This window comes from Pseudarthrobacter sp. NPDC092419 (genome assembly GCF_044755045.1).
Taxonomy (GTDB): Bacteria; Actinomycetota; Actinomycetes; order Actinomycetales; family Micrococcaceae; genus Arthrobacter.
Window position 1 is genome coordinate 337,481 of the sequence record NZ_JBIVQF010000001.1, and the last position, 25,719, is coordinate 363,199.

General features: G+C 65.8%; 24 protein-coding genes. 9 read left to right on the plus strand and 15 right to left on the minus strand.

The window, feature by feature from the left end:
• Nucleotides 1–4 precede the first annotated feature (4 nt).
• The 6 genes from ACIQC0_RS01535 to ACIQC0_RS01560 all read right to left on the minus strand — a co-directional run bounded on the left by ACIQC0_RS01535 (nt 5) and on the right by ACIQC0_RS01560 (nt 8,151).
• The gene (locus tag ACIQC0_RS01535) at nt 5–1,324 is read right to left on the minus strand and encodes an ABC transporter permease (protein ID WP_377215278.1); all 1,320 of its coding nucleotides are present in this window, start codon (nt 1,322–1,324) and stop codon (nt 5–7) included.
• The gene (locus ACIQC0_RS01540; RefSeq protein WP_377215277.1) at nt 1,321–2,694 is read right to left on the minus strand and encodes an ABC transporter permease; all 1,374 of its coding nucleotides are present in this window, start codon (nt 2,692–2,694) and stop codon (nt 1,321–1,323) included. Before ACIQC0_RS01540 ends, ACIQC0_RS01535 begins: the two co-directional genes overlap by 4 nt.
• Nucleotides 2,687–4,249: an ABC transporter ATP-binding protein gene (locus ACIQC0_RS01545; RefSeq protein ID WP_377215276.1), complete on the minus strand. Its 1,563-nt coding sequence runs from the start codon at nt 4,247–4,249 to the stop codon at nt 2,687–2,689. Before ACIQC0_RS01545 ends, ACIQC0_RS01540 begins: the two co-directional genes overlap by 8 nt.
• Nucleotides 4,250–4,429: 180 nt before the next feature.
• Nucleotides 4,430–5,500 carry a BMP family protein gene (locus ACIQC0_RS01550; RefSeq protein WP_377215508.1) on the minus strand — a complete coding sequence of 357 codons (1,071 nt, stop codon included), beginning with the start codon at nt 5,498–5,500 and terminating at the stop codon, nt 4,430–4,432.
• Between the two features lie 265 nt (nt 5,501–5,765).
• Nucleotides 5,766–6,965 carry an amidohydrolase gene (locus tag ACIQC0_RS01555; protein ID WP_377215275.1) on the minus strand — a complete coding sequence of 400 codons (1,200 nt, stop codon included), beginning with the start codon at nt 6,963–6,965 and terminating at the stop codon, nt 5,766–5,768.
• Between the two features lie 52 nt (nt 6,966–7,017).
• Nucleotides 7,018–8,151, minus strand: coding sequence for a mannose-1-phosphate guanylyltransferase (locus tag ACIQC0_RS01560; protein WP_377215274.1), 1,134 nt, complete (start codon nt 8,149–8,151; stop codon nt 7,018–7,020).
• A gap of 268 nt (nt 8,152–8,419) precedes the next feature.
• On the opposite strand from ACIQC0_RS01560, the gene sdhC reads away from it, so the two are divergent.
• The 5 genes from sdhC (at nt 8,420) to ACIQC0_RS01585 (ending at nt 12,883) form a co-directional block, all read left to right on the plus strand.
• Nucleotides 8,420–8,800 carry a succinate dehydrogenase, cytochrome b556 subunit gene (sdhC, locus tag ACIQC0_RS01565; RefSeq protein ID WP_377215273.1) on the plus strand — a complete coding sequence of 127 codons (381 nt, stop codon included), beginning with the start codon at nt 8,420–8,422 and terminating at the stop codon, nt 8,798–8,800.
• A gap of 3 nt (nt 8,801–8,803) precedes the next feature.
• A complete protein-coding gene (locus ACIQC0_RS01570; protein ID WP_377215272.1) occupies nt 8,804–9,265 on the plus strand; it encodes a succinate dehydrogenase hydrophobic membrane anchor subunit in 462 nt (153 codons plus the stop codon).
• 108 nt (nt 9,266–9,373) lie between these two features.
• The gene (sdhA, locus tag ACIQC0_RS01575) at nt 9,374–11,173 is read left to right on the plus strand and encodes a succinate dehydrogenase flavoprotein subunit (protein WP_377215271.1); all 1,800 of its coding nucleotides are present in this window, start codon (nt 9,374–9,376) and stop codon (nt 11,171–11,173) included.
• A gap of 1 nt (nt 11,174) precedes the next feature.
• Complete coding sequence (locus ACIQC0_RS01580; protein WP_400532284.1) at nt 11,175–11,957, plus strand: succinate dehydrogenase iron-sulfur subunit; 783 nt, start codon at nt 11,175–11,177, stop codon at nt 11,955–11,957.
• A 155-nt stretch (nt 11,958–12,112) separates the two neighbouring features.
• Nucleotides 12,113–12,883 (plus strand): alpha/beta hydrolase family protein, encoded by a 771-nt coding sequence (locus ACIQC0_RS01585; protein WP_377215269.1) that lies wholly within the window; start codon nt 12,113–12,115, stop codon nt 12,881–12,883.
• Here ACIQC0_RS01585 and ACIQC0_RS01590 read toward each other — a convergent pair.
• Genes ACIQC0_RS01590 through ACIQC0_RS01610 form a run of 5 tightly spaced genes read right to left on the minus strand, consistent with a single transcriptional unit; the run spans nt 12,840 to nt 17,027 of the window.
• A complete protein-coding gene (locus ACIQC0_RS01590) occupies nt 12,840–13,889 on the minus strand; it encodes a YihY/virulence factor BrkB family protein (RefSeq protein WP_377215507.1) in 1,050 nt (349 codons plus the stop codon). The genes ACIQC0_RS01585 and ACIQC0_RS01590 overlap by 44 nt on opposite strands.
• Before the next feature lie 58 nt (nt 13,890–13,947).
• Nucleotides 13,948–14,535, minus strand: coding sequence for a 2'-5' RNA ligase family protein (locus ACIQC0_RS01595; RefSeq protein WP_377215268.1), 588 nt, complete (start codon nt 14,533–14,535; stop codon nt 13,948–13,950).
• Between the two features lie 4 nt (nt 14,536–14,539).
• The gene (gene trpS, locus ACIQC0_RS01600; protein ID WP_377215267.1) at nt 14,540–15,583 is read right to left on the minus strand and encodes a tryptophan--tRNA ligase; all 1,044 of its coding nucleotides are present in this window, start codon (nt 15,581–15,583) and stop codon (nt 14,540–14,542) included.
• Nucleotides 15,584–15,622: 39 nt separating this feature from the next.
• Entirely contained in the window at nt 15,623–16,456 is an 834-nt protein-coding gene (locus tag ACIQC0_RS01605) for an exodeoxyribonuclease III (protein ID WP_377215266.1), read from the minus strand.
• A 10-nt stretch (nt 16,457–16,466) separates the two neighbouring features.
• On the minus strand, nt 16,467–17,027 hold the full coding sequence (locus ACIQC0_RS01610; protein WP_377215265.1) for a hypothetical protein: 561 nt from the start codon (nt 17,025–17,027) through the stop codon (nt 16,467–16,469).
• Between the two features lie 155 nt (nt 17,028–17,182).
• Between ACIQC0_RS01610 and ACIQC0_RS01615 the strand changes: the two genes are divergently transcribed.
• Nucleotides 17,183–17,623 (plus strand): CHRD domain-containing protein, encoded by a 441-nt coding sequence (locus ACIQC0_RS01615; RefSeq protein ID WP_377215264.1) that lies wholly within the window; start codon nt 17,183–17,185, stop codon nt 17,621–17,623.
• 76 nt (nt 17,624–17,699) lie between these two features.
• Here the strand turns inward: ACIQC0_RS01615 and ACIQC0_RS01620 are convergent, their stop codons facing one another.
• Complete coding sequence (locus tag ACIQC0_RS01620) at nt 17,700–18,602, minus strand: bifunctional methylenetetrahydrofolate dehydrogenase/methenyltetrahydrofolate cyclohydrolase (RefSeq protein ID WP_377215263.1); 903 nt, start codon at nt 18,600–18,602, stop codon at nt 17,700–17,702.
• A 3-nt stretch (nt 18,603–18,605) separates the two neighbouring features.
• Complete coding sequence (gene glyA / locus ACIQC0_RS01625; protein WP_400532285.1) at nt 18,606–19,904, minus strand: serine hydroxymethyltransferase; 1,299 nt, start codon at nt 19,902–19,904, stop codon at nt 18,606–18,608.
• Between the two features lie 275 nt (nt 19,905–20,179).
• On the opposite strand from glyA, the gene purU reads away from it, so the two are divergent.
• Genes purU through ACIQC0_RS01640 form a run of 3 tightly spaced genes read left to right on the plus strand, consistent with a single transcriptional unit; the run spans nt 20,180 to nt 22,325 of the window.
• Nucleotides 20,180–21,040: a formyltetrahydrofolate deformylase gene (gene purU, locus ACIQC0_RS01630; protein ID WP_377215261.1), complete on the plus strand. Its 861-nt coding sequence runs from the start codon at nt 20,180–20,182 to the stop codon at nt 21,038–21,040.
• 34 nt (nt 21,041–21,074) lie between these two features.
• Nucleotides 21,075–21,788 (plus strand): class I SAM-dependent methyltransferase, encoded by a 714-nt coding sequence (locus tag ACIQC0_RS01635; RefSeq protein ID WP_400532286.1) that lies wholly within the window; start codon nt 21,075–21,077, stop codon nt 21,786–21,788.
• A gap of 18 nt (nt 21,789–21,806) precedes the next feature.
• A complete protein-coding gene (locus tag ACIQC0_RS01640) occupies nt 21,807–22,325 on the plus strand; it encodes a gamma carbonic anhydrase family protein (protein ID WP_377215259.1) in 519 nt (172 codons plus the stop codon).
• Between the two features lie 41 nt (nt 22,326–22,366).
• Here ACIQC0_RS01640 and ACIQC0_RS01645 read toward each other — a convergent pair whose 3' ends face one another.
• Both ACIQC0_RS01645 and ACIQC0_RS01650 read right to left on the minus strand, forming a co-directional pair.
• Nucleotides 22,367–24,103 (minus strand): flavin monoamine oxidase family protein, encoded by a 1,737-nt coding sequence (locus tag ACIQC0_RS01645; RefSeq protein WP_377215258.1) that lies wholly within the window; start codon nt 24,101–24,103, stop codon nt 22,367–22,369.
• 51 nt (nt 24,104–24,154) lie between these two features.
• Nucleotides 24,155–25,663, minus strand: a complete 1,509-nt coding sequence (locus ACIQC0_RS01650; protein ID WP_400532287.1) for an amino acid permease — start codon at nt 25,661–25,663, stop codon at nt 24,155–24,157.
• Nucleotides 25,664–25,719 lie beyond the last annotated feature (56 nt).

Below are 25,719 nucleotides of genomic sequence, written 5' to 3' on the forward strand. Positions count from 1 at the left end.
GCGCTCATCCCTTGACGTACGGGATGCCGCTGGCCGCCGGTCCCCGGGACCTGCCCACCAGTCCTGCCACCGCCAGCACGGTCACCAGGTACGGCAGCATGGCCATGAACTGGCTGGGCACCGGAGTTCCGATAATGGTCACGATGCTCTGCAGGTTATCCGCGAAACCGAAAAGCAGTGCGGCGAAGAACGCGCCGATGGGGTTCCAGCGGCCGAAGATCAGCGCGGCAAGGGCGATGAAGCCGCGCCCTCCGGAGATCTCCTTGGTGAAGCTGTCGATGGCCACGAGCGTGAAGAACGATCCGCCGATACCGGCCACGGCACCGCCGAGGGTGACATTCCAGAACCGGGTGAGGTTCACGTTGATGCCCATCGTGTCCGCGGCCTGCGGGTGCTCGCCCACGGCGCGGACCCGAAGGCCCCAGCGGGTCTTGAACAGTCCGATCCAGACGGCGATCACGGCCACGTACATCAGGTAGCCCACCAGCGACTGCCGGAACAGGATGGGCCCGATGATGGGGATGCCGGACAGGACGGGGATCTCAATGATTTCCAGGCCGGGGGGTGAGTTGAACTTTGCCTTGTCAGCCTGCATCACCGTGCTGAAGAGGAAGCCCGTGACGCCGGACACCAGGACGTTCAGCACCACGCCGACGATGATCTGGTTCACCAGGTACTTGATGCTGAACAGTGCCAGCACCATGGAGACGAGCGCTCCTGCCACGGCCGCGGCCAGCAGGCCGATGAAGGGGTTCTGCGTCACGGTGGCCACGATGGCTGCGGTGAACGCGCCGCCCAGAAGCTGACCCTCGATGGCGATGTTGACCACACCGACCCGTTCGCAGAGCACACCGGACAGTGAGCCGAATACCAACGGCACGGCGAGGGTAACGGAACCTGCGATCAGGCCCGCAAGGGAGATGTTAGGGGTGCGGGCCCCGCCCACCACCCAGATCAGGAAGGCTGCAACGAACAGGACCGTGAACAGGATGGTGGCCCAGCCGGGTGCGGAACGGTCCCTGGCCTTGAGGTAGACCGAGTAGGCAGCGAGGCCAACCATGAGGGCGGAGAGCACCAGTCCGGCGGCGAAGGCGTTGATTTCCAGGGCGGGCAGCTGAAAGAAGTCACTGCCGGTGGAAATGCCGAAACTTGCCGTGCTGCGGGGCGCCAGGAATCCAAAGAAGACCAGGGCCACGAGCGCCAGCACGCAAAGCATGACAGGCGTCTTCCAGGTGGCCGGTTTGGCCGCCAGCGGTGCAGGGCCGCCGTCGGGTCCGTCAGGCTGGGGCTTTTCGGCGCGGGGCGGGGTAACTGTCGTGCTCATGCTGCACCTCCGGTGGAAGCTGCCTGACGGGACGTGGTGGCGCGGACGCGCTTGCGGCGCCGGGGGTTGAGCCCGAACACCGCCCGGACCAGCGGCGGGGCCGCAATAAACAGGACGATCAAAGACTGGACCACCAGGACGATGTCGATGGGGGTGCCGGTCTGGATCTGCATCTGAACCGCTCCGGCGCGGAAGGCGCCGAACAGCAGGCCGGCCGCAAAGGTACCCCACGGCGTCGAACGTCCCAGCAGCGCGACCGTGATCGCGTCAAAGCCGTAGGTGGCGGCCACACCGTCCGTCAGCACCTTCTCGGTGCCGGCAACCTGGGCCACTCCGGACATGCCCGCGAGGGCGCCGGCAATGGCCATCACCAGGATGGTCGAGCGGGACACGTTGATGCCGGCCGTGCGGGCGGCGCTCGGATTGGCTCCCACGGCGCGGAACTCGAAGCCCACGGTGGAGCGGTTGAGCAGCCACCACACGAGCAGCGTGGCACCGATTGCGAGGAGGAAGCCCAGGTGCAGCCGGTACTGGCTGCCCAGGATCTGCGGGTACACGGCGGTGGCGTCCAGGACCGGCGAAATGGGATTGGTCTCCCCTGGTCGCTGGAATGCGGGCGTGCTCATGAGGAAGCGCAGGAAATACAGCGCGATGTAGTTGAACATGATGGTCAGGATGACCTCGTGTGCGCCGGTGCGTGCCTTAAGTACGCCTACCAGTCCGCCCCACAGCGCGCCGCCGGCGATCCCGGCCACCAGAACCAGCAGCAGATGCAGGCCAAGGGGCAGGTGGAGCGCGAACCCGACCCACGCAGCCAGGATGCCGCCCATGATGATCTGGCCCTGGGCACCGATGTTGAAGAGGCCGGCACGGAAGGCCAGCGCCACGCCCAGGCCCGCGGTAATCAGCGGGGTGGCGATGGTCAGCGTCTCCATGAACGGCGCGAACTGGGCCGCGGCGCTGGCGCCGCGCGGGTTGAAGACCGCACCCTGGAACAGCGCAATGTAGGAGCCGGTGGCCGCGTTCCAGACCGCTGCCAGGAAGTCGGTGGGGCGGGCAAGGAAGTAGCTGCCGGTGGCTGCCACCTGCTTGTCGGTGCTGGCGATGAGCAGTCCGCCGATAATCAGTGCCAGGAGCACGGCAAGGACGGAGACCATCCCGCTGCCGGTGAAGATCCGCCGCACGAGCGTGTCCGGCTGGCCGGGCAGCACGCCGCTCTGCGCGGTGGCTGGAACGGCCGAAGGTTCCATGGCGCCGCCGGCGGTATCCACGGATACGACGGCGGCGGTCTCCTCCTCAGCCGGGCTCGGCTGGTGCGCGGCGGCGGGCTCCCCGCCGGCCACGTGCTTGGGTTCGTGCTTGTCAGACATGGTCGCCTCCTTCGGCGTCGTCGGAGGTTGCGGCCTGCTGCGCGGGCGGGTGGTCTTCCGGCGGAATGCCGGCCATCATGAGGCCCAATACATCGCGTCCGGTGCCGGCCGGGACGATGCCCACCAGCTTCCCCTTGTAAATCACCGCGATCCGGTCGGCCAGCTCCATGACCTCGTCCAGTTCCGTGGAGATGATCATGACAGGAGTGCCCTGGTCACGCTCTGCCACGATCCGGCGGTGCAGGAACTCGATAGACCCCACGTCCACGCCGCGGGTGGGCTGGCTGGCGATGAAGAGGCGCAGCGGGCGGGACAGCTCACGCGCCATGACAACCTTCTGCTGGTTGCCGCCGGAGAGCGTTCCCGCCGCGGCGGCAGCGGAGGGGGTCCGGACGTCGAATTCGTCGATCCGGGCCTTGGCGTTGTCCATGACTTTGGCCGGGCTCATGCTGATGCCCTTGGCATACGGTGCTTTGTCGTACAGGTCCAGCACCAGGTTTTCAGCTACGGAGAAGGTGCCTACCAGGCCGTCCACCTTGCGGTCTTCGGGAACGAAACCGACGCCGGCATTCAGCACGTCCTTGACACTGCGGCCCAGGAGTTCCTTCCCGTCCAGCCGGATGGACCCGGTGGCCCGGTCCTGGAGGCCAAGGATGGCTTCGGTCAGTTCCGTCTGGCCATTGCCTTGGACACCGGCCACAGCCAGGATCTCACCGCGGGCGATGGAAAAGCTGAGCCCGTCCACCACGTGCTGGCCGTTGGCCGCCACCACCGTGAGGTCCCGGACTTCGAACGTTGTTTCCTGGGGGCGCGCCGGCTCCTTGTCCAGTGTCAGGCTGACGGCGCGGCCCACCATCATGGATGCCAGGTCTGTGGTGGATGCCGACGGCTCGGCGGTGCCCACCACTTTGCCCCGCCGGATCACCGTGATGGTGTCTGAGACTTCCTTGACTTCCCGCAGCTTGTGCGAGATGAAGACGATGGAGGTGCCGCCGGCCTTCAACTGCCGCATGATGTCCAGCAGCTGGTCCGTCTCCTGCGGAGTAAGCACGGCCGTGGGCTCGTCCAGGATCAGGACCTTCGCGTTGCGGACCAGGGCCTTGATGATTTCCACCCGCTGCTGGACACCGACGGGCAGGTCTTCCACCAGGGCGTCCGGATCGACATCGAAGCCGTACTGGTCGGAGATCTCCCTGATTCTGCGGCGGGTCTCATCCAGGTGGAGGAAACCAGCAGCCTTGGTCGGCTCCGCCCCCAGGGCCACGTTCTCGGCCACCGTAAAAACCGGGACCAGCATGAAATGCTGGTGCACCATGCCGATGCCCGCTGCCATGGCATCTCCCGGGCCGCGGAAGGATACGGCCTTCCCGTCCACCAGGATCTCGCCTTCGGTGGGCTCGTAGAGCCCGTACAGCACATTCATCAGGGTGGATTTGCCGGCACCGTTTTCACCCAGCAGGCAGTGAATCTGCCCGGGTTCCACCACAACGTCAATGTGGTCGTTGGCGACCAGGGTACCGAAGCGTTTTGTGATCCCTCTGAGTTCAAGTTTCAAAACTCTGACCAATCTCGAAGCGTCCAGTGATCGACCGGACGGGCTATGCGGCTGCAGCTCCAGCCTAGTGGGTGCAGCCGCGGGATGAGCCGGCGCGCGCCCGGAAAGGAGGACGGCCAGCAAAAAGCGCCACCGCCCGGCCAGTCTGTAACCAGCCGGGGGTGGCGCTTAGGGCAGGGATCAGGCCTTCGGGCTCGCTGCGGATTCGACCTTCAGCTTGCCGTCCACAATGTCCTTCTTGATCTGGTCCAGCTCGGACTTGAGCTCGGCCGGAACCTCTGAATCGAAATCGTGGAAGGGTGCCAGCTGGACACCCTCGTTTTCCAGGGTGCCCACGTACGGGGTGTTATCGAAGTTGCCTTCGACGTCATCCTTGATGACCGTCTCCACGGCGTCGCCCATCAGCTTCATGACCGAGGACAGCATGATGTCCTTGTAGTCCGGGGCGGTGAGGTAGCCGTCGGAGTCAACCCAGATGAGCTTGACGTCCTTGCCGGCGGCCTTGGCTTCCTTCAGTGCCGCGCCGGCGCCCTTGCCTACGGGGCCTGCGACGGGCATGACGATGTCAGCACCCTGGTCCAGGAAGTTCCGGGTAAGCTGCTTGCCCACGTCCTGCTTCTCGAAGTCGCCCGTAAAGCTGCCGTCCTGGGATTCCTTGTTCCAGCCGAGGAGCTTGACGCTCTTGTTCTTCTGCTCGTTGTAGTACTTCACGCCGTCCGCAAAACCGTCCATGAAGATGGTGACGGTGGGGATCTTGATCCCGCCGAAGGTTGCCACCGTGCCGGTCTTGGTGGTGCCGGCCGCCAGGTAGCCGGCGAGGAACGCCGCCTGGGCCGTGTCGTAGATGATCGGCTTGACGTTCTCGATGGGGGTTTCGTAGCCGAAGTCGACGATCGCGAAGTGGCTGTCAGGGTTGGCTTCCGCCTGCGCCTTGGTGGCGTCGCCCAACAGGAAGCCCACAGTGACGGTCAGGTCGCAGCCCGCCGTGACCATGGCACGGAGGTTGGGCTCGAAATCGTTGTTGGTCTTGGATTCCACCTGGTTGACCTTGATGCCCAGGTCAGCTTCCGCCTTCTTCAGGCCCTCGTAGGAGGACTGGTTGAAGGACTGGTCGTCGAACCCGCCGGAGTCCGAGACGATGCAGCCGGTGTAGTCGCTGGCGGCTTCGGTGGATCCGCCGCCGGCTTCAGGGGCCGCGCCGCAGGCCGTCAGCAGGAGCGCCGAAGCGCCAACGGCAGCCACGCCGGCCATTGAACCGCGCTTAAAGCGTGCACGCAGTGATGTCTTCAATATTCCTCCAGGAGAGAGTGGCGCTACGGCTCGAATTCAATGAGTGTCCGTTTCTACACTGAAATTCTGTTTTCACTGAGGGCACGCAGCACTGCGCCGGAGCGCACTGATGCCCCCTACTTTAGTGGCCTGCGCCACGGGCCCGTAGCACACGCCGTCCTAGGAGGGAGATTGTTTACAAGTTGTTACCAACTGGTAGCGGACGACGACGGCAGCCGGCGCCGCATCAAAGGTCGCGGATGGTGCGCAACGCCGCTCCAGTGAGCACCCGGATGCCCAGGCCCAAGGCCCGTTCGTCCAGGATGTAATCCCCGCGGTGCAGGTCGTACTCCTCACCGCCCGGGGTCTTGGTGCCCAGGCGCATCATGGCTCCGGGCAGGTCAGCAAGGAACCAGGCGAAGTCCTCCCCGCCCATGGACTGCGGTGTCAGGACCACGGCGCCCTCGCCGATTTCCGCGCGGGCGGACGCCTCAATGAGCGCGGTCTCGTGTTCGGAGTTCACTACCGGGGGCACTCCCCTAGTGTGTTCCAGGCGGACGTCCACTCCGTAGGGCGCAGCCACCTGGTGGACCACCTCGTCCAGGAGTTCTCCCGCAGCGTGCCAGGCGTCGCGGTCCAGGCAGCGCATGGTGCCTGCCATGTAGCCGACGCCGGGAATGGCGTTGGGTGCCGACCCTGCGGAGATCTGTCCCCACACCACGGACACGCCGCTGCGGACGTCCACGCGGCGGGACAGCACTGCGGGTACATTCACGGCGATCTGTGCCAAGGCGAACACCAGGTCCTCGGTCAGGTGCGGGCGGGAGGTGTGCCCGCCACGGCCGGAAAGTTCAATGCGGATGGTGTCCGAGGCGGAGGTGATGGCCCCGATGCGGGTGCCGATTTTGCCCACCTCGATGCGGGGGTCGCAATGCAGGGCCAGGATCCGCGGCACGCCCTCGAGGACGCCCTGCTCGATGCACGCGTGGGCCCCTCCCGGCATCGTCTCCTCAGCCGGCTGGAAGATCAGCCGCACCGTGCCGCCCAACGACTGCTCCTCGTGCATCCGCTGGAGGACCAGGGCGATGCCCAGCATGGTGGTGGTGTGTACGTCGTGGCCGCAGGCGTGGGTCACGCCGTGGTTCTTGGACGCAAACGGAAGCCCGGTCTCCTCGATGATCGGCAGGGCGTCGATGTCGCCGCGGAGAGCTGTCGCGATGGGTCCTTCGCCCACGTCTACGGTGAGGCCTGTTCCCTCCAGGCGCCGCGGGGCCAACCCTGCCGCTTCCAGCCGTTCGGCGAGTTTGTCCGTGGTGCGGAATTCCTTGAAGGACAGTTCCGGATGCGCATGCAGGTCCCGGCGGAAATCGATCAGTTCCGGCAGGAGCGGGTCCAGCCAGGGGGCCACCAGGGCTGTGGGCTGGGCTTCCGTAGTGTAATTGCGCACGGTTTCACTCTAGCGATGGTGGCCGGAAATGGGGGCTATCCCGGTCGCCGCGTTACAGGACGTCTGTGTCCCCGCTGGCCTTGAGGGCATCCACCGCGGCCTTGACCCGCTGCGAATTGGCCTTGGTGGTCACCAGCAGCGCGTCGGGCGTATCCACGATCACCACGTCCTCGATACCGATCAGGGCGATCACGCGCTTGGTATCGGAAACCACCACGCCGCTGGAGTTCTCGGTGAAGACGCGCGCGCCTGCCCCCAGAACCGTGACGTCGTCCACTTCCCGCGCGCTGTTGAGCCGTCCCACCGAGGCGAAGTCGCCGACGTCGTCCCAACGGAAGGTACCGGGCACGACGGCGACGTCCCCGGCTTCGGCGGCAGGCTCCGCCACCGCGTAGTCAATGGCGATCTTCGGCAGCGTGGGCCATACCCGGGCGGTGACCTCTTCGCGCTGAGGGGTGTCCCAGGCCGCTGCAATTTCCTGCAGGCCCTGGAAGAGGCCTGGCTGGTTGGCTTCGAGGTGCTTGAGCATCAGTGCCACTGGGGCCACGAACATACCGGCATTCCAGACATAGTTGCCGCTTTCCACGTACTGCCGGGCCACGGCCTCGTCCGGCTTCTCGACGAACTCCACCACGTCCTGCGCAGTAGGGGCGCCCTCGATCCGCAGGCCCTGGCCGGAACGGATGTAGCCGAAGCCGGTGGAGGGGTGCGTGGGCTTGATGCCGATGGTGACAATTTTTCCCGCCGCAGCCGTGTGGATGGCCTCGCGGACCGCGTCCTGGAAGAGGTTGTCCGGGCTGATGACGTGGTCCGCGGCGAAGGAGCCCATGATGGCGTCCGGGTCGCGCTGATGCAGGATGGCCGCGGCCAGCCCGATGGCGGCGGCGGAGTCTTTCGGTTCGGACTCGAGCACCAGGTCAGAGTCGTGCAATTCCGGCAGCTGACGGCACACGGCCTCCCGGTGGGCCACACCCGTGACCACCAGGATCCGGCTGCCGGCCAGCGGGTGCAGGCGGTCATAGGTGGCCCGCAGCAGCGTGCTGCCCGAACCCGTGAGGTCGTGGAGGAACTTGGGAGCTGCGGCGCGTGACAGGGGCCAAAGGCGGGTCCCGACACCGCCGGCCGGAATTACCGCAATAAAGCGGTCAAGTGGTGATGCCTGGCTTGTCACTTTGTCTGTACTCATCACGGCTTACTTTAGCCGACCCGCCCTGGCCGCCCCCGGGACGGCGGACGGTCCGCGCAACACTGGCGCACGCGACCGTGCCCGTTATGTGGCGTTCGTCTCAAAAAACAGCGGATTCCGCGCCGGTGCTGGTCACCAAGTCTTCCCTAAATTGAATAAGCTGTGAGCGAAGCCTAGATTTAGGCCTGAGCTACGAGTGCTCTCGCAGCAGGCGTTCCCCCCGCGTGGATCTCATGCCAGCGCCGCTGTGTTGCAGGGAGGTTTATCAGTGCCGACAAAACCAGCTGGCACCTTGTACCGCGGCCGTGAAGGCATGTGGTCCTGGGTAGGACACCGTATTACCGGTGTAGTGATCTTTTTCTTCTTGTTGGTCCACGTCCTGGACACCTCATTGGTGCGCGTGTCCCCCGAGGCCTACACCGAAGTGATTGGCGCCTACAAGAATCCCCTCATGGCGCTGGGTGAAACCGGCCTGGTTGCCGCCATCGTGTTCCACGCCTTCAACGGCCTGCGGATCATCGCCGTGGACTTCTGGAAGAAGGGTCCCAAGTACCAGCGGCAGATGCTGTGGGCAGTCCTGGGCCTCTGGGCCGTCACGATGATCGGCTTCTCCATCCGCCACCTGTCACTCGCCTTCGGAGGTCACTGACCCATGTCTGCAACCATCGAAAGCCCCCGCAGCGGGCGGATCGCTCCCGAATACCGGCGCCACGGCGGCAGCAAGGGCAACTTCGAGATGATCGCATGGCTGTTCATGCGGCTCTCCGGTGTCGTCCTGGTGGTCCTGATCTTCGGCCACCTCTTCGTTAACCTCCTGGTCGGCGAAGGCATCCACGCCATCGACTTCGGCTTCGTGGCCGGCAAGTGGGCCGACCCGTTCTGGCAGTTCTGGGACCTGGCCATGCTGTGGCTGGCCATGCTGCACGGCACCAACGGCGTGCGCACCATCATCAACGACTACGCGGAGAAGGACTCCACGCGCCGCTGGCTGAAGACCGTGCTGTACGCGGCCACTGTCGTCATCGTCGTCCTGGGCACCCTGGTGATCTTCACCTTCGATCCCTGCCCCGTGGTGGATGGTGTCCAGCTGCCCGGCGGATTCTGCCCTGCCTAGTATCAGCACCGTCCCGGGCCCGCGGGCTGTCCCGCGGGCCCTGTTTTGCGGAGCCGGCAACGCCGCCCCGTTGTTTTATTGCGAATTTTGAGAGAAAGAGCGTCTGGTATGCAGGTCCATAAGTACGACGTCGTCATCGTCGGTGCCGGTGGCGCTGGCATGCGCGCCGCGATCGAATCCGGTCAGCGCGCGCGCACAGCAGTACTGACCAAGCTCTACCCCACCCGCTCGCACACCGGTGCGGCGCAGGGTGGCATGTGTGCGGCCCTTGCCAATGTCGAGGAAGACAACTGGGAATGGCACACCTTCGACACCGTCAAGGGCGGCGACTACCTGGTGGACCAGGACGCCGCAGAGGTCATGGCCAAGGAAGCGATCGACGCCGTCCTGGACCTGGAGAAGATGGGCCTGCCGTTCAACCGCACGCCCGAAGGCCGGATCGACCAGCGCCGCTTCGGTGGCCACACCCGCGACCACGGCAAGGCTCCGGTCCGCCGTGCGTGCTACGCCGCCGACCGCACCGGCCACATGATCCTGCAGACGCTGTACCAAAACTGCGTCAAGCACAACGTGGAGTTCTACAACGAGTACTACGTCCTGGACCTGCTGACGGTCGAGGAAGACGCAGTCCGCGAAGACGGCACCCCGTACAGGCAGAAGCGCGTTGCCGGCGTGGTCTCCTACGACCTCGCCTCCGGTGAACTGCACGTGTTCCAGGCCAAGTCCGTGGTGTTCGCCTCCGGCGGCGCGGGCAAGGTTTTCAAGACCACGTCCAACGCCCACACCCTCACCGGCGACGGGATGGGCATCGCGTTCCGCCGCGGCATCCCCCTGGAGGACATGGAGTTCTTCCAGTTCCACCCGACCGGCCTGGCCGGCCTGGGCATCCTCCTCTCCGAGGCTGCCCGCGGTGAAGGCGCCATCCTGCGCAACTCCGAGGGTGAGCGCTTCATGGAGCGCTACGCGCCTACCATCAAGGACCTGGCGCCCCGTGACATCGTGGCCCGCTCCATGGCCAACGAAGTCCGCGAAGGCCGCGGCTGCGGCCCCAACAAGGACTACGTCCTCCTGGACCTGACCCACCTGGAGCCCGCCCACATCGACGCGAAGCTTCCGGACATCACCGAGTTCGCGCGCACCTACCTGGGCGTCGAGCCCTACACCGAGCCCGTTCCGGTGTTCCCCACGGCCCACTACGCCATGGGCGGCATCCCCACGAACATCGAGACCGAGGTCCTCCAGGACAACGACACCGTGGTCCCCGGCCTGTACGCAGCCGGCGAAGTGGCCTGCGTGTCCGTTCACGGCTCCAACCGCCTGGGCACCAACTCACTGCTGGACATCAACGTGTTCGGCAAGCGTGCCGGCATCGCCGCCGCGGAGTACGCCAAGACCGCCAACTTCGTGGATCTGCCGGAGAACCCGCTGGCCTACACCACGGAACTGCTGGACATTGCCCGCAACGGCACCGGCGACGAAAAGGTGGCCCAGATCCGCAAGGAACTGCAGGACACCATGGACGCCAACATGCAGGTGTTCCGCACCGCTGACACCCTGAACCAGGTCCTGCGCGACATTGCGTCCTTCGAGGAGCGGTACAAGCGGATCAACGTCCAGGACAAGGGCAAGCGCTTCAACCTGGACCTGCTCGAGGCCGTTGAGCTCGGCTTCCTGCTGGAACTGGCCAAGGTCATGACCGTGGCTGCCCTGCACCGCGAGGAATCCCGCGGCGGACACTTCCGCGAGGACTTCCCGGACCGCGACGACGAGAAATTCATGAAGCACTCCATGGCGTACAAGGACGACCACGCCCCGGCTGACGGATCGGCGGAATCTATTGCCGGCATCCGCCTGGCCACCAAGCCGGTTGTCTTTACCCGCTACGAGCCGATGGTGAGGAAGTACTAAGATGACCGCTGAAATCGCTGAGCCAGCCTCAAAGATTGAACTGCCTGCCGGCGTCGGCGGGGGCGGCGAAATCCCGACGTTCGATGTGCACCTGCGCGTCCGCCGGTACAACCCGGAGGTTTCCGCGGATGCCACGTGGGACGACTACCACCTCACCATGTATGGCACGGACCGCGTGCTGGATGCCCTGCACAAGGTCAAATGGGAGATGGACGGCAGCCTGTCCTTCCGCCGCTCCTGCGCCCACGGCGTCTGTGGATCGGATGCCATGCGTATCAACGGCCGCAACCGCCTTGCCTGCAAGACCCTTCTGAAGGACCTGGACACGTCCAAGCCCATCACGGTCGAGCCCATCAAGGGCCTGCCGGTGGAGAAGGATCTCATCGTGGACATGGAACCGTTCTTCCAGTCCTACCGCGAGGTCATGCCGTTCCTGATCAACAAGGGCCACGAACCCACCCGGGAGCGCCGGCAGTCCGCCGAGGACCGCGAGCGTTTCGACGACACCACCAAGTGCATCCTGTGCGCCGCGTGCACCTCCTCCTGCCCGGTCTTCTGGACTGACGGGCAGTACTTCGGCCCGGCCGCGATCGTGAACGCCCACCGCTTCATCTTCGACTCCCGTGATGACGCAGGCGACATGCGCCTGGAGATCCTGAACGATAAGGAAGGTGTGTGGCGCTGCCGCACCACCTTCAACTGCTCGGAGGCATGCCCCCGCGGCATCCAGGTCACCCAGGCCATCGCCGAGGTCAAGCAGGCCATCCTGTCCCGCAAGATCTGACTTAGGCCCATCAAGACGACGGCGCCGTCCCCGCACGAGGGGACTGGCGCCGTCGTCGTTTTATCACCCCCGCTTGCTCTATCACTTTTGGTTCCTAAACCGAGGTTTTAGGCACCAAAAGTGATAGAGCATCCGTACAAACGAAAGGGGACGCTTTGTCCCGCTCCGAAAAAGTCACCTTCGAGGGTTCCACCGGCGAGATGCTCTCTGGCATCATCGACGTTCCGGAAGGCCCGGTGAAAGGCTGGGGTGTGTTCTCCCACGGCTTTACCCTGGGCAAGGACAGCCCGTCCGCTTCGAGGATGTGCAAGGCCCTGGCGGACGCCGGCGTGGGCATGCTGCGCTTCGACAACCTCGGGCTGGGTGAATCCGCCGGCGAATGGTCTGCCGGTTCCTTCAGCCACAAGGTGGCAGACACCGTTAAGGCCGCCGAATTCATGCGCAGCGAAGGCAGGCAGATTTCCCTTCTCGTGGGGCACTCCTTCGGGGGCGCGGCGGTCCTTTCCGCCGCACGGCACATACCGGAGCTCGACGCCGTCGCAACAGTCGGGGCGCCCTTCTCGCCGAAGCATGTGGCCCATGTTTTCGACGCGGCGCTGGACAAGATCCTCAGCGAAGGAAGCGCAGAGGTGGACCTGGGCGGCAAGCGCGTCGAGATCCGGAAGCACTTCGTGGAGGACCTGGAAAAGGCGGACCTTACGGACTGCATCAAGCAGCTGCACAAACCCCTGATGGTGCTGCACTCCCCCACTGACAACACCGTGGGGATTGAGAACGCCAGCAGCATCTTCCAGGCTGCCCGGCATCCGCGGAACTTCGTCTCCCTGGAGGGCAGCGACCACCTGCTCACCGGGAAGGGCCAGGCCGCCCGCGCGGCCCGGATTATTGCTGCCTGGGCCGACCAGTACCTCGACGCCGCGCAGTAGCTGTTGCGGCGGCGCCGCCGTGCCCGGGGACTTTGCCAGGCTGCACCTGCCGTGAACCCCAGGCGGCCTTGGCCTGCGCCGTGTGCAGGGAGTGCAGGTCGGCCTCACGCACCGCAGACCATCCTGCTGAGACCAGGTAGACCTGGCTGACCAGGTTGAACCAGATCAGCAGCCCAATGATGATGGCGAACGGTGCCAGGATGGGGTTCCTTCCGGCACCGGCGAGCAGTTCTGTACTGAAGATCTGCAGGACCGTGGTGCCCACCGCCGCCAGCACCGTCCCTTCCAGCAGGGCACGCCGGGACAGCTTCAGCCCGCCGGCCAGCCGGAACATGACCAGCGCGGTGAACCAGTTCAGTACCAGCGGGACGCCTATCTTGATGGACGTGGTCAGCGGCCCGGCCACGACAGGATCGAGCTTGAGAAAATCCGTTACCCAGCCTGCCGCAGTGCCGAAAATCAGCGAAGCACCCGCACTGATCACCAGGGCAACACCGAGCAGAAGCAGCGTCCCGGCGTCCCGCAGCTTCATCAGGATGGGGTTTACCTGCAGCGGCGGCAGCTCAAGCACGCCGCGGAGGCCGTCGCGCAGGCCGGCGATCCAGCCGAGGGAGGTGATGACAGTGACCACTGCAGCCACCAGGGCCGTCCAGCCCAGCCCGCCGGGATCCAGCAGGTCATCCGGATCCACCAGCCCGGCACCGCCATTCACCTTGAGCAGGCCGGGCGCACTTTGGGCGACGCTTTCGATCACGGTGTCCAGGAGCGCAGGCTGGCCCCGAAGCACCAGGCCGGCAATCGAAAACCCGGTGGCAAGGAGGCCCGTGATGGAGAAGAACATGTTGAAGCCAATGCCCGCGCTCATCAGCGGGCCGTGCTGCAGGGTGTAATGCTTGAAGGCGCGCATAGGACGGAAGGCGTTCAGCCGCGCCAGCAGCCACTGGGCCAGGCCGACGGCATTCGCGAGCGGGCCGGCGCCGGCCCGGCGCGACTTGCCCCACTCCATCCGTTTCCGGATCACGGCCAGCCGGAGCAGGGCCTGTTCGGTGGGAAGCGGCTGCCGCTTAGCCCCGCCGGGACGGGCTGCCCGGGGCGGCACTGCCGGTGACGCGCTCCGCCCGGGAGGCGCCGTCGTCGTCGTTTTCTCTCCCAAAGTCCAGCTCTTCCCGTAGCTGCCAGATGCCGTCCGCACCGTGCTCGTAGAGTCCCATGCTAACCACGGGGAAGGTGGCCCTATAGTCCCGCAACACGGCTTCGGCCTCATCGAGGCTTTCGGGGGCGACGTCGTGTGCGATGGTGACGTGGGGGTGGTATGCGAACGGGAGGTCACGTTCCAGGGGGCCCTGTTGCAGCTGGCGATGCAGCTCAACGCACTCGTCGAACCCTTCCTCCACATTGATGAACACCACCGGGGATACGGGCCGGAAGGTCCCCGTGCCGGCGATGGTGATGGTGAAGGGGCGCTGGCGGCGGGCCACCTCGCGCACGTGATCGCAGGTTGCCCCCCAGTTATCGGTGGGAGTGGTGGTCACCAGCGTGATGTGCGCCGGGACCACGGTTGCCAGCGGATCCCCGAAGGAAGCCCGCCAGCGCTGCAGTTCCTCCGCGATGTCAGGCGGGAACCCCAGGATGACGCCTACGCTGGTGTCCATTGCCCTAGCGGACTCCGGCGAGGCTGAGGGACGGCAGGAAGCCCATGCGGTCATAGACCTGGCCGAGCGTGACGGTGGCGATCTCCCGTGCCCGCTCGGCGCCCTTGGCCAGGAGCCGGTCCAGTTCCGCCGGGTCCGCCATCAGCTCGTTGGTCCGGTCCCGGAGCGGGGTCACGAAGTCGACAACGACCTCCGCCAGGTCCACCTTGAGGTGGCCGTACATCTTGCCCTGGTACTCGGCTTCAAGATCGGCCACGGATTTGCCGGTGAGGGACGAATAGATGGTGAGCAGGTTGGAGACGCCCGGCTTTTCCTCGGCGTCGAAGCGGATGTCCGTGCCGGCATCCGTCACGGCGGACTTGATGCGCTTGGCCGCCACCTTGGGGTCCTCGAGCAGCTGGATGGCACCGTTGGGCGACTCCCCCGTCTTGGACATCTTGGCGGTGGGGTTCTGCAGGTCGTAGATTTTGGCGCGTTCCTTGATGATGGTGGCCTCGGGAACGGTGAAGGTCTGGCCGAACCGGGTGTTGAACCGCTGGGCCAGGTTGCGGGTCAGTTCCAGGTGCTGGCGCTGGTCCTCGCCCACCGGGACCAGGTCCGTCTGGTACAGCAGGATGTCCGCGGCCATCAGCGTGGGGTAGGCGAAGAGGCCCAGTGTCGCCGCGTCCGCCCCGGATTTCTGGGTCTTGTCCTTGAACTGGGTCATACGGGACGCTTCGCCGAACCCGGTGATGCAGTTCAGCGCCCAGGCCAGCTGCGCGTGCTCGGGCACGTGGGACTGGACAAAGAAGATGCTCTTGTCCGGGTCGATGCCGGCGGCAATGTACTGGGCAGCGACGATCCGGGTGCGCTTGGCCAGTTCCGCAGGGTCGAAGTCCACGGTGACTGCATGCAGGTCGGGGATGAAGAAGACCGCATCGTACTCGGCCTGCATATCCACCCAGTTGCGCACCGCGCCGATGTAGTTGCCCAGGTGGAGGGAGTCCGCGGTGGGCTTGGCACCGGAGAGGATGCGCTTCTTGGCAGTCTGGGAAGTCTGGCTAGTCATGGGTAAAGGAACCTTTGGGGTGGCTTGGAGCTGGGGAGGTTAGAGCAGGTAGTCCACTACCAGCGGGGCGTGGTCGGAGAACCGGGTGTCCCACGAGGGTGCGCGGTCCACCACTGCGGAGATGGCGGCGGAGGCCAGGGCGGGGGTGGCCAGGTGGTAGTCGATGCGCCAGCCGGTGTCGTTATCGAATGCCTTGCCGCGCTGGGACCACCAGGTGTAGGGGCCGTCCATGTCACCGGCCAGGTTACGGTGCACGTCCTGCCAGCCGATCTCCTCGCCGAGGAACCGGTCAAAGTAGGCCCGTTCTTCCGGGAGGAAGCCTGCCTTCTTGACGTTGCCTTTAGCATTCCGGATGTCCCGGGCCGTGTGGGCTACGTTCAGGTCACCCACCACCAGTGCGTGGTCGCTGTGCTTGGCCAGTTCCGGGAGCCGGGTGGTCATGACATCCAGGAACCGGAACTTGTCGTCCTGCTTGGTCGTACCGGCTTCGCCGGAGTGCACGTAGGCGCTGGCGACGGTCAGCTGGACCGGGTTTCCCGCGGCGTCCCGCAGGCGGAAATCGGCTTCCACCCAGCGGCCGGCGGTGGCGAAGTAGTCGTCACCGATGCCGTTCCGGGTTTCCAGCGGCTCCTCCCGGGAGGCGATGGCGACGCCGGCCCGGCCTTTCGCTTCGGCTTCGGCGTGCAGGATATGCCAGCCATCGCCGAGCAGCTGCCGCACGATGGCGTCCGGGGCGCGGACTTCCTGCAGGCAGAGAATGTCCACTTCGCGTGGCTCCAGCCACGCTGCCATTCCGTTGCGGAACGCAGCCCGGAGGCCGTTAACATTCACGGATGCGATGCGCAGGTGGTCCTTGTTCAATGCCGAGCTCACCCGTTCCACTCTAGTCGATGACGGTTCCGGTCACCGGCTCGCCGCTGCCGCCTGAGGACTTGATCATGTCCCGGGCGTTGGTGGCCGTAATCTCGATGGTTTCCAGGGCGCGGTTGATGGTGTCCTGGTTGGCAGCAGCACCTTTGGCGCGCTCGTCCTCCACCACCCGGACCTGCACCTGGACGATCTTGAAGGAGTGGTCCAGTTTCAGGTCGCGGACCTCGTCGGCTTCGGTGCGTTCGTAGATGACGCGGGTCCCGCCCTGGTCGGCCCGCGCGGACGGGCCGCGCCCGGCAGCCGTGCTGAAGGCGTTCTGCGCTTCGGTCAGCTTGGCGCCTGCCTTCTTGGCCGCCTTCTGGATGCTGAACACCACAAAGGAAGCGAGGGCGAGCCAGAAAAAGGCGATGACGGCAACCACCCACCCCACCACGTCGTTCTGGTTGGCCGCGAAGATCACGGCCACCACGAACGCGGTCACCAGGACCATCAGGCCCGGACCGCTGATCCGGAACAGGGAAAATCCGGCCTTGGCGGACTTGGAGGATGAAGAGGGGTTGCCCAAAGATTGCATGAGCCCATTCTCTCAAATTACTGCGGGTGCTCCGGCCGCCTTCCACCGGCGGCGAACAGCACGTGGGGAAGCCGGAACCCCTTGTCCGCTCCAGAGTGCAGGAGTACGTTGGGTCGGGCCGGGGATGCCCAGGAATCAAAGCAAAGGACCAGACCATGACTCGCTCTGCATTCAGGACCGCCGCAGCAGCCGCGGCCGTCATTTCCCTTCTCGGTTCCGGCAGCGCTGCCGTGGCCAAGCCCGGCGGCACCCCCGCTGTCCCGCTCAACACGGCCCAGGAGGTAACCGGTTCCAATACCGGTGCCAGTGGATTCTTCAGCTACACCATCTCCGGGGACCAGCTCTGCTACACGCTGGAAGCCCGCGACCTGTCGGTCTCCGCCGCCGCCGCACACATCCACTTCGCCCCACGCAACCAGGCAGGCGGGGTGGTTGTTCCGCTCACGGTGGGAGCAGGCACGGACTGGGTGGTGCAAGCCTGCGCCACGGCCGATCCCGCCCTGCTGGCGGCGATAGCGGAAAGCCCGCGCAGCTACTACGTGAACGTCCACACCGCCACTTTCCCCGGCGGCGAGATCCGAGGCCAGCTCAAGTAGGGCATCCGTACGACGGCGGCGCGGCGCCTTCCGCTGGGAAAGGTGCGGCGCCGCCGTCGTACTTCAGGTGTGGTGGCTAACCCGCGTGCTCGGCCGCACGTTCTGCCGCTTCAACCACGTTGGTCATCAGCAGCGCCACGGTCATGGGGCCCACTCCGCCGGGGTTCGGCGAGATCCAGCCGGCCACCTCCGCAGCGGCGGGATCGATGTCGCCGTGGACCCTGCTCTTGCCGGACTCCGGGTCCGTCTCGCGGGTCACACCGACGTCCAGCAGGGCGGCGCCCGGCTTCACGTCCGCTGCCTTGACGATGTGCTTGACGCCCGCCGCGCCCACAATGACGTCCGCCTGCCGGAGCAGGTCCGGCAGGTTCGTGGTGCCGGTGTGGGTGAGCGTGACGGTGGCGTTGACGTTCCGTCGGGTCAGCAGCAGCCCAATGGAACGGCCGATCGTCACGCCGCGGCCCACCACCACAACGTGCTTACCGGCCAGGCTGTAACCATTGCGCTCGAGCAGCTCAATGACGCCCCGGGGGGTGCACGGCAGCGGCGTGGTGATCTCACCGTTGACGTTCAGCACCAGCCGGCCGAGGTTGGTCGGGTGCAGCCCGTCGGCGTCCTTGGCGGGGTCGATGCGCTCCAGGATGGCGTCGGTGTCAAGATGCTTCGGCAGCGGCAGCTGGACAATGTAGCCGTGGCAGGCAGGGTCTGCATTGAGTTCGTCAATGAGGGCCTCCACCTGGGCCTGGGTGGCGTCCGCCGGAAGCTCGCGCTGGATGGAGTTCATGCCGATCTGCACCGATTGCTTGTGCTTCATGGAGACATACAGCTGCGAGGCAGGATCGGCGCCCACCAGCACAGTGGCGATGCCGGGGGTGACGCCCTTGGCCTTGAGTGCGGCCACGCGTTCGGTCAGCTCGGCCTTGATGGCGGCGGCGGTGGCCTTGCCGTCAAGGATCTGTGCGGTTTTGGTTTCAGTCATTGGTTACCACTGCTCGTGCTGCGGGTACAGCGGGAAGTCGGCGGCGAGCTTGTCCACGCGGGACTGCAGGGCCTCGACGTCCGCGCCAGTGCCGGCCTTCAGCGCGGTGGCGATGATCTCGGCAACCTCGGTGAACTCGGCGGCGCCGAAACCGCGGGTGGCAAGGGCGGGGGTACCGATGCGCAGGCCGGAGGTGACCATCGGCGGGCGCGGGTCGAACGGCACCGCGTTGCGGTTGACCGTGATGCCCACGGAGTGCAGGAGGTCCTCGGCCTGCTGGCCGTCCAGCTGGGAGTTCCGCAGGTCGACGAGCACCAGGTGCACGTCGGTGCCGCCGGTGAGCACGGAGACACCCGCGTCGGCGACGTCGGCCTGGTTCAGGCGGTCCGCGATAATGCGGGCGCCTTCCAGGACACGCTCCTGGCGCTCCTTGAATTCCTGGGTTCCGGCAATCTTGAAGGCCACCGCCTTGGCAGCGATGACGTGCATCAGCGGGCCGCCCTGCTGGCCCGGGAAGACGTTGGAGTTCAGCTTCTTGGCCCACTGCTCCTTGGCCAGGATCACGCCGGAGCGGGGGCCCGCCAGGGTCTTGTGCACCGTGGAGGTGACGACGTCGGAGTACGGCACCGGGCTTGGGTGCAGTCCTGCTGCCACCAGGCCGGCGAAGTGCGCCATGTCGGTCCAGAGCAGCGCACCCACCTCATCAGCGATGGAACGGAAGGCAGCGAAGTCCAGGTGCCGGGGATACGCGGACCAGCCGGCGATGATCACCTGCGGCTTCTCGGCGATAGCCTGCTCGCGGAGCTTGTCCATGTCGATGCGGAAGTTGTCCTCTTCCACCTGGTAGGCCGCAACGTTGTACAGCTTGCCGGAGAAGTTCAGCTTCATGCCGTGGGTCAGGTGGCCGCCATGTGCCAGGGACAGGCCCAGGATCTTGTCGCCGGGGGTGATCATTGCTGAGAGCGCAGCAGCGTTGGCCTGCGCGCCGGAGTGCGGCTGGACGTTGGCGTATTCGGCGCCGAACAGGGCCTTCACCCGGTCGATGGCCAGTTGCTCGGCAACGTCGACATACTCGCAGCCGCCATAGTAGCGGCGGCCCGGGTAGCCCTCGGCGTACTTGTTGGTGAGGACCGAACCCTGGGCTTCCATGACTGCACGCGGTGCGAAGTTTTCGGAGGCGATCATTTCCAGGGTGCCGCGCTGGCGGCCGAGCTCCTGGTCCAGGACTGCGGCGATTTCGGGGTCAAGCTCAGCCAGTGGCTGGTTGCTGACGGCGGTGGTTGAGGTGGCTGGTGTAGTCACGGAGAACTCCTCGCTAGGCGTAAGGGCACTGCTAAGGTCAGGCTACCGGCCGGCGCGCTGTCGCGGCCTGTCAATGACAGGTGTGACAGCGCACGTCATGGTGCTGCGGTACTGACGGGGTGCAGCCCACTTCCGGCAAAACATGACCCTCGGCCCAGGCGTACGATCCGTGGTCTTCGTGATTGCCGCTCCCTGGTGGTTAGCCACCCAACGCCAGTTGCGACGCTTCCAGCCTACCAAATCCGAGGGGTTCACCCGCGGGTAGGCTTGTACGTGTGAGTGAAGACCACCTGACCCAAGCGCATGTAGTAACCCTGTCCTGCCCGGACCGCCCCGGGATCGTCCACGCGGTGGCCGGAGCCCTGCTGGTGGCGGGGTGCAATATTACGGACTCACAGCAGTACGGCAGCCCGGCGACCGGAAACTTCTTCATGCGGGTGGAGGTAACCACGGCGGCCCCAAAAGCCGAGCTTCGGGCCGCCCTGGAGCCGGTGGCAGAAGCTTTTGGCATGCAGTGGAGCCTGGACACTGTAGGCGAAAAGGTTAGGACGCTGGTCATGGCCAGCACATCCGCCCATTGCCTTAACGACCTCCTGTTCCAGCAGCGCAGCGGAACCCTGCCCATCGAAATTCCGGCCATCGTGTCCAACCACCGCGACCTGGCCGGACTGGCCGAGTTCTACGGCATCCCCTTCCACTACATTCCCGTCACCCCGGAGACCAAGGCGGAGGCCGAGGACAAGCTGCGCGCCATCATGGCCGAGCACCGCATTGAGCTGACCGTGCTGGCCCGGTACATGCAGATCCTCTCCGATGAGCTGTGCACCGAACTGACCGGCCAGGCCATCAATATCCACCACTCGTTCCTGCCCTCCTTCAAGGGTGCCCGCCCATACCACCAGGCCCACGCCCGCGGCGTGAAGCTGATCGGCGCCACGGCTCACTATGTGACCGCAGCCCTGGATGAGGGGCCCATTATCGAGCAGGAAGTCATCCGTGTGGACCACGCGCGCACGCCGGAGCAGTTCGTGCAGATGGGCCGGGACGTCGAGGGGCGCACTCTGGTCCAGGCTGTGCAGTGGCATGCCGAACACCGGGTCCTGCTGGACGGAAACCGGACGGTGGTGTTCAACTAGCCACCGGCCAGCCGCCCGGTCTTATGCTGAAGTCATGGTTGACGCACCACGGAACGCGGACCATGAGGCGGACCTCGCGCTGTTCTATGACCGGCAGGCCCCGGCCGTTAATACACGGGCCGGTACTCCACAGCGCGTCGCATGCCGGGAGTGGTTTATCCGGCTGCTCAAGAGCGAGCACCGGCGCTCCGTCTTCGAACTCGGATGTGGCACCGGGGTTGAAGGCCTTGAATTTGTCCGCTCGGGCCTGCACTACTGCGGCGTGGACCTCTCCGGCGAGAGCGTCCGCTTGGCCATAGCCAAAGGCCTGAACGCCAGCGTCGCCAGCGGGCGGAACCTGCCGTTCCTGGACGGCTCCTTCTCTGCCGGGTGGACCATGAGCACCCTGTTGCACGTGCCCAACATCCTGATCGGAGGCGTCGTCAGTGAATTGGTGCGGGTGTGCGCACCCGGCTCACCCATCGCCGTCGGACTCTGGTCCGGGGATGATGAGGAAGTCCTGAACCCGGAGGACGACCAGGAGCCGCGCCGGTTCTTCAGCCGACGGAGCGACGCGGCGGTAATGCGGATCTTCAGTGCGCATGGCGAGGTGGAGCACTTCCGCACCTGGCCGGAGGGCACCGGGGATGAGTCAGGGCCGGGGCGGGGCGCATGGACGCAGCACTACCAGTTCCTGGTCCTCCGCACCCCGGGCCCTCCGGCCGGCCCGCCGGACACATTGGCCCGGGAGCAGCGGCCGCACCCCTGAGTGACCTAGGGTGAATCCATGGCTCCTCTCCATCCTTTTGCCGGCGTTTCGCCGGCCGTCCACGACTCCGCCTTCGTCGCCCCCACCGCGTCCATCATCGGCAGCGCCACGCTCGCAGCAGGGTCCAGCGCGTTCTACGGCGTTTCCGTACGGGCTGATACGGCCCCCATCTCCGTAGGCGAGGGCACCAACCTGCAGGACAACGTGGTGCTGCACGCAGATCCCGGCTTCCCCTGCTCGGTGGGGGCCCGGGTCAGTGTGGGGCACGCCGCCGTCGTCCATGGCTGCACCGTGGAGGACGACTGCCTCATCGGCATGGGCGCCACCGTCCTCAACGGCGCGGTGATCGGCGCCGGCTCGCTCGTCGCCGCGGGCGCCGTTGTCCTCGAGGGCACCATTATTCCGCCGCGTTCCCTGGTGGCCGGAGTGCCCGCCAAGGTGCGGCGCGAACTCACCGGGGAAGAGTACGACGGCGTGCGCGCCAATGCTGCGCGGTACGTGGAGCTCGCGGCGCAGCACCGGGAGCTCCACACCTAGTCGAGGCTCCCCGCCCGCTCCCCTGCGGGCGCGGGGCCAGGTTAGTCCAGTGAGATCGGGCCTATCGCGTCCAGCAGTTCGCCTGGACCGGGGTTCCCCGGCGCCGAGGAGCCCCCCAGGTGTTTCACCACGCCCCACACAGCGTTGAGGCCGGTGGTGACGGCTCCCTCGGCCCAGCCGGCGGTGAAGGAAACATCGTCCCCGGCGAGGAAGATGCCGCGCTGGGATTCGGGCAGCCCGTCCTGCTTGAAGTGGGTGAACAGCCTCTGCTGGTAGCGGTAATGCCCGGGCAGGTTTGCTTTGAAGGCACCCATGAAGTTGGGGTCCGCTTCCCATGACACCGTGATCGGTTGGCCCACGATGTGACTGGCAATGTCCACGCCGGGGTAGATCTGTTCCAGCGAATGCAGCATGAGTTTCACGCGCTCGTCTGCGTCCAGGGCAAGCCACTTGAGTGCATCATCGTTCCAGGTGTAGGACAGCAGGATCACCGCCGGTTTGTCCGGGCCGTTGTCGAGGAGGTAGGTGGCCCTGTTCAGCCGGTCCGTCAGCGTCATGGACAACACCTCGCGGCCTGTGTCGGGGTCGATGTCCTTCCAGAACGGCCGGTCGACCATCACGAATGTCTTGGACGACTGCATGTAGTGCGATCGTTCGATGGCGCTCCACAGCTCCGCCGGGAACAGCGCCTCTTCGGTGTGGATCCGCGTGGACAGCAGCCAGGACTGGCAGGTTGTCACCACCGCCGGGTAGCTGGCTTCCCGGCCCCACCGTTCGCGGATCCGCAGGTTTCCGTCAGGGCCGCGGCTGATCCTGCCCACGGCGCCGCGGGGCGAACCGGAATGAAGGGAAGCCAGGGAGGTGCCCTCCGGCCAGTGCCGCATGCCCGACGGCGCGTGCTGCCACAGTGCCTCCGGCAGACGTTGCGCGCCCCCGCGGATGAGCCGGTGCTGATCGTCCGCGTCGGTGTACACCACCCGCAGGATTTCCAGGATGGAATTGGGGAAATCCGTGTCCCAGCCGCCGGTCCCGAAGCCCACCTGACCGAAGGCCTCCCGGTGGCTGAACCCTGCCTTCTTAAAGGACTCGTTCGCGGCTATGAATCCGTAGAACGTCTGCTCGTCCATCAGCGGCAGCAGCCCATTCCACAATTCCTTGATCCGTGCCGTGTCGCGTGCCCGGATGGCGTCCTGCATCTCGACGAATTTGGCGCCGTCAGTCACGGCGGATTTCCAAGCGTCGGCAACCTCGCGGAAGAAGGGCGGAAGGTCACTGGGCTTTTCGGCGTAGTGCTTCTTGCCCGCAAGTTCGATCACCGTGCTGGAGGTGGCCTCAGCGAGCGGGTTCGGGAAATCCTGGGTCTCGAGGCCCAGCAGGTCGACGTAGTGGTAGAACGCCTTGCCGGAGACCGGGAACCGCATGCCGCCCAGGTCCGCCACGACGCCCGGGGCGGCCGGGAAGGCAGCGGTGCGGAGCCGCCCGCCGATCCGGTCCGCTTCATACACCACCGGGCGCAGGCCCAGCTTCATCAGCTCATACGCCGTCACCAGGCCGGATAAACCGGCGCCAACGACAGCCACCTCCGTACCCAACAGTTCTTCAGGCACGGACCCCAGGCCCTCCGGGTGTGCCAGGTAGTGGTCGTAACTGAACGGGAAGTCCGGATTGAGCATGGTGATGGGCGCGGTTTGCTCTTCCGGGCGCCGGCTGACGCCTTCCTCAGTCGAAGTGGAGGTGCTGGACGGGTCGGGGGCCGGAAGTTCGGTGGCGGTGGTCATGGAGGGTCTGCCTTTTGTTGTTTCGGGGCGTCGGTACGTGGCTGGGAGCGGTCAGGACTTGTTGGAAATGGAGATGGCGGACAATTCACGGTATTCCCCCTCGTCCAGTGCCGCCACCCTGGAGTTGCGCCGTCCGTAGCCGAAGTACGCTGCCAGGCCCACCAGCATCCACACCGCGAAAGTCAGCCAGGTTTCCGCGCCGAGGTTGGCCATCAGGTAGCCGCACATCAGGGCGCCGAGGATGGGAGTGAGCGGGAACAGCGGCACCCGGAAGCTGCGTTCCAGTTCCGGCCGGGTACGGCGGAGGTAGATGACCGCCACATTGACCAGAGCGAAGGCGAACAGGGTACCGATACTGGTGGCGTCCGCCAGCGCGCCCAGCGGCACGAGTCCGGCGGTCAGCGCGACGGCGATCCCCACCAGAAGCGTTCCCGCGACGGGGGTGCCGGTGCGGTGGGACACGCGCCCGAATACGGCAGGAACAAGGCCGTCGCGGGACATTGACAGCAGGATGCGGGTCTGGCCGTAGAGGACGGTCAGGACAATGCTGGCGATGGCCAGGACGGCGCCCACGGCGAAGGCAAGGGCAATCCAGGGCTGACCGGTGATCTCTTCCAGGATCTTCACCAGGGCGGCCTCGGTCCCGTCGAACCATCCCCAGGGGCGGGCGCCGATCGCCGCCACTGCCACCAGCACATAGATGGTGGTGACGATCAGCATCGAGAGCATGATGGCGCGCGGCAGGTCACGCTTGGGGTTGCGGGCCTCCTCGCCCGCAGTTGAGGCGGCGTCGAAGCCGATGTAGGAGAAGAAAACGCGGGACGCGGCGGCAGAAACACCGGCGGCCCCCATCGGCAGCAGCGGTTCGAAGTTGCCTGCGTTGAAGGCGGTGAAGGCAACGGCGCAGAAGAAGAGCAGGATACCTACCTTGACCACAACAATCGCGGTGTTGATCCAGGCACTTTCCTGCGCGCCCCGGACCAGCAGGACGGTGGCCAGCACCACGATGACCATCGCGGGGATGTTGACCATGCCGCCGTCGCCCGGAGGCTGGGAGAAAGCGTCCGGCAGCGCTGTGCCGAACACAGCCAGGCTCTCGTTCACGTACTGCCCGGCGCCAACGGCAACGGCGGCTACGGACACCGCGTATTCAAGGACCAGGCACCAGCCACAGATCCAGGCCATGCCCTCGCCCATGGTGGCGTAGGTGTAGGAGTAGCTGGAGCCGGACACGGGCACCAGCCCGGCCATCTCCGCGTACGACACCGCGGACAGCAGCGCGGCGAGCCCTGCGATCGCAAACGAGATCCAGATGGCGGGACCGGCCAGCGGCACGGATTCACCCAGGATCACCAGGATGCCCGTGCCCAGCGTCGCGCCCACGGAGATCATGGTCAGCTGCAGGACGCCGAAGCTGCGGACAAGACGGGGTCCGCCCTGGCCGGACTCGGCCTCGTTGACCATCTGCGCGATGGGCTTGCGGCGCAGCAGCTGCGCTCCAAGGGTGGGCCGGGCGGCCGCGCGGGCAGGCACTTGGCCCGAAAGTGTAGGCACAGTCATCGTTGACGTCCGTTCGTGTCGGTGAATGGTTGGACTGGTTTTCCCTCCCCCAGCGT

Coding starts and splice junctions, on each gene's coding strand:
- ACIQC0_RS01535 (WP_377215278.1), bottom strand. CDS start 1,324: ATGAGCACGACAGTTACCCCGCCCCGCGCCGAAAAGCCCCAGCCTGAC.
- ACIQC0_RS01540 (WP_377215277.1), bottom strand. CDS start 2,694: ATGTCTGACAAGCACGAACCCAAGCACGTGGCCGGCGGGGAGCCCGCC.
- ACIQC0_RS01550 (WP_377215508.1), bottom strand. CDS start 5,500: ATGGCCGGCGTGGCTGCCGTTGGCGCTTCGGCGCTCCTGCTGACGGCC.
- ACIQC0_RS01560 (WP_377215274.1), bottom strand. CDS start 8,151: ATGAGTACAGACAAAGTGACAAGCCAGGCATCACCACTTGACCGCTTT.
- ACIQC0_RS01570 (WP_377215272.1), top strand. CDS start 8,804: ATGTCTGCAACCATCGAAAGCCCCCGCAGCGGGCGGATCGCTCCCGAA.
- sdhA (WP_377215271.1), top strand. CDS start 9,374: ATGCAGGTCCATAAGTACGACGTCGTCATCGTCGGTGCCGGTGGCGCT.
- ACIQC0_RS01580 (WP_400532284.1), top strand. CDS start 11,175: ATGACCGCTGAAATCGCTGAGCCAGCCTCAAAGATTGAACTGCCTGCC.
- ACIQC0_RS01590 (WP_377215507.1), bottom strand. CDS start 13,889: ATGGAGTGGGGCAAGTCGCGCCGGGCCGGCGCCGGCCCGCTCGCGAAT.
- ACIQC0_RS01595 (WP_377215268.1), bottom strand. CDS start 14,535: ATGGACACCAGCGTAGGCGTCATCCTGGGGTTCCCGCCTGACATCGCG.
- trpS (WP_377215267.1), bottom strand. CDS start 15,583: ATGACTAGCCAGACTTCCCAGACTGCCAAGAAGCGCATCCTCTCCGGT.
- ACIQC0_RS01610 (WP_377215265.1), bottom strand. CDS start 17,027: ATGCAATCTTTGGGCAACCCCTCTTCATCCTCCAAGTCCGCCAAGGCC.
- ACIQC0_RS01615 (WP_377215264.1), top strand. CDS start 17,183: ATGACTCGCTCTGCATTCAGGACCGCCGCAGCAGCCGCGGCCGTCATT.
- ACIQC0_RS01620 (WP_377215263.1), bottom strand. CDS start 18,602: ATGACTGAAACCAAAACCGCACAGATCCTTGACGGCAAGGCCACCGCC.
- ACIQC0_RS01635 (WP_400532286.1), top strand. CDS start 21,075: ATGGTTGACGCACCACGGAACGCGGACCATGAGGCGGACCTCGCGCTG.
- ACIQC0_RS01640 (WP_377215259.1), top strand. CDS start 21,807: ATGGCTCCTCTCCATCCTTTTGCCGGCGTTTCGCCGGCCGTCCACGAC.
- ACIQC0_RS01645 (WP_377215258.1), bottom strand. CDS start 24,103: ATGACCACCGCCACCGAACTTCCGGCCCCCGACCCGTCCAGCACCTCC.
- ACIQC0_RS01650 (WP_400532287.1), bottom strand. CDS start 25,663: ATGACTGTGCCTACACTTTCGGGCCAAGTGCCTGCCCGCGCGGCCGCC.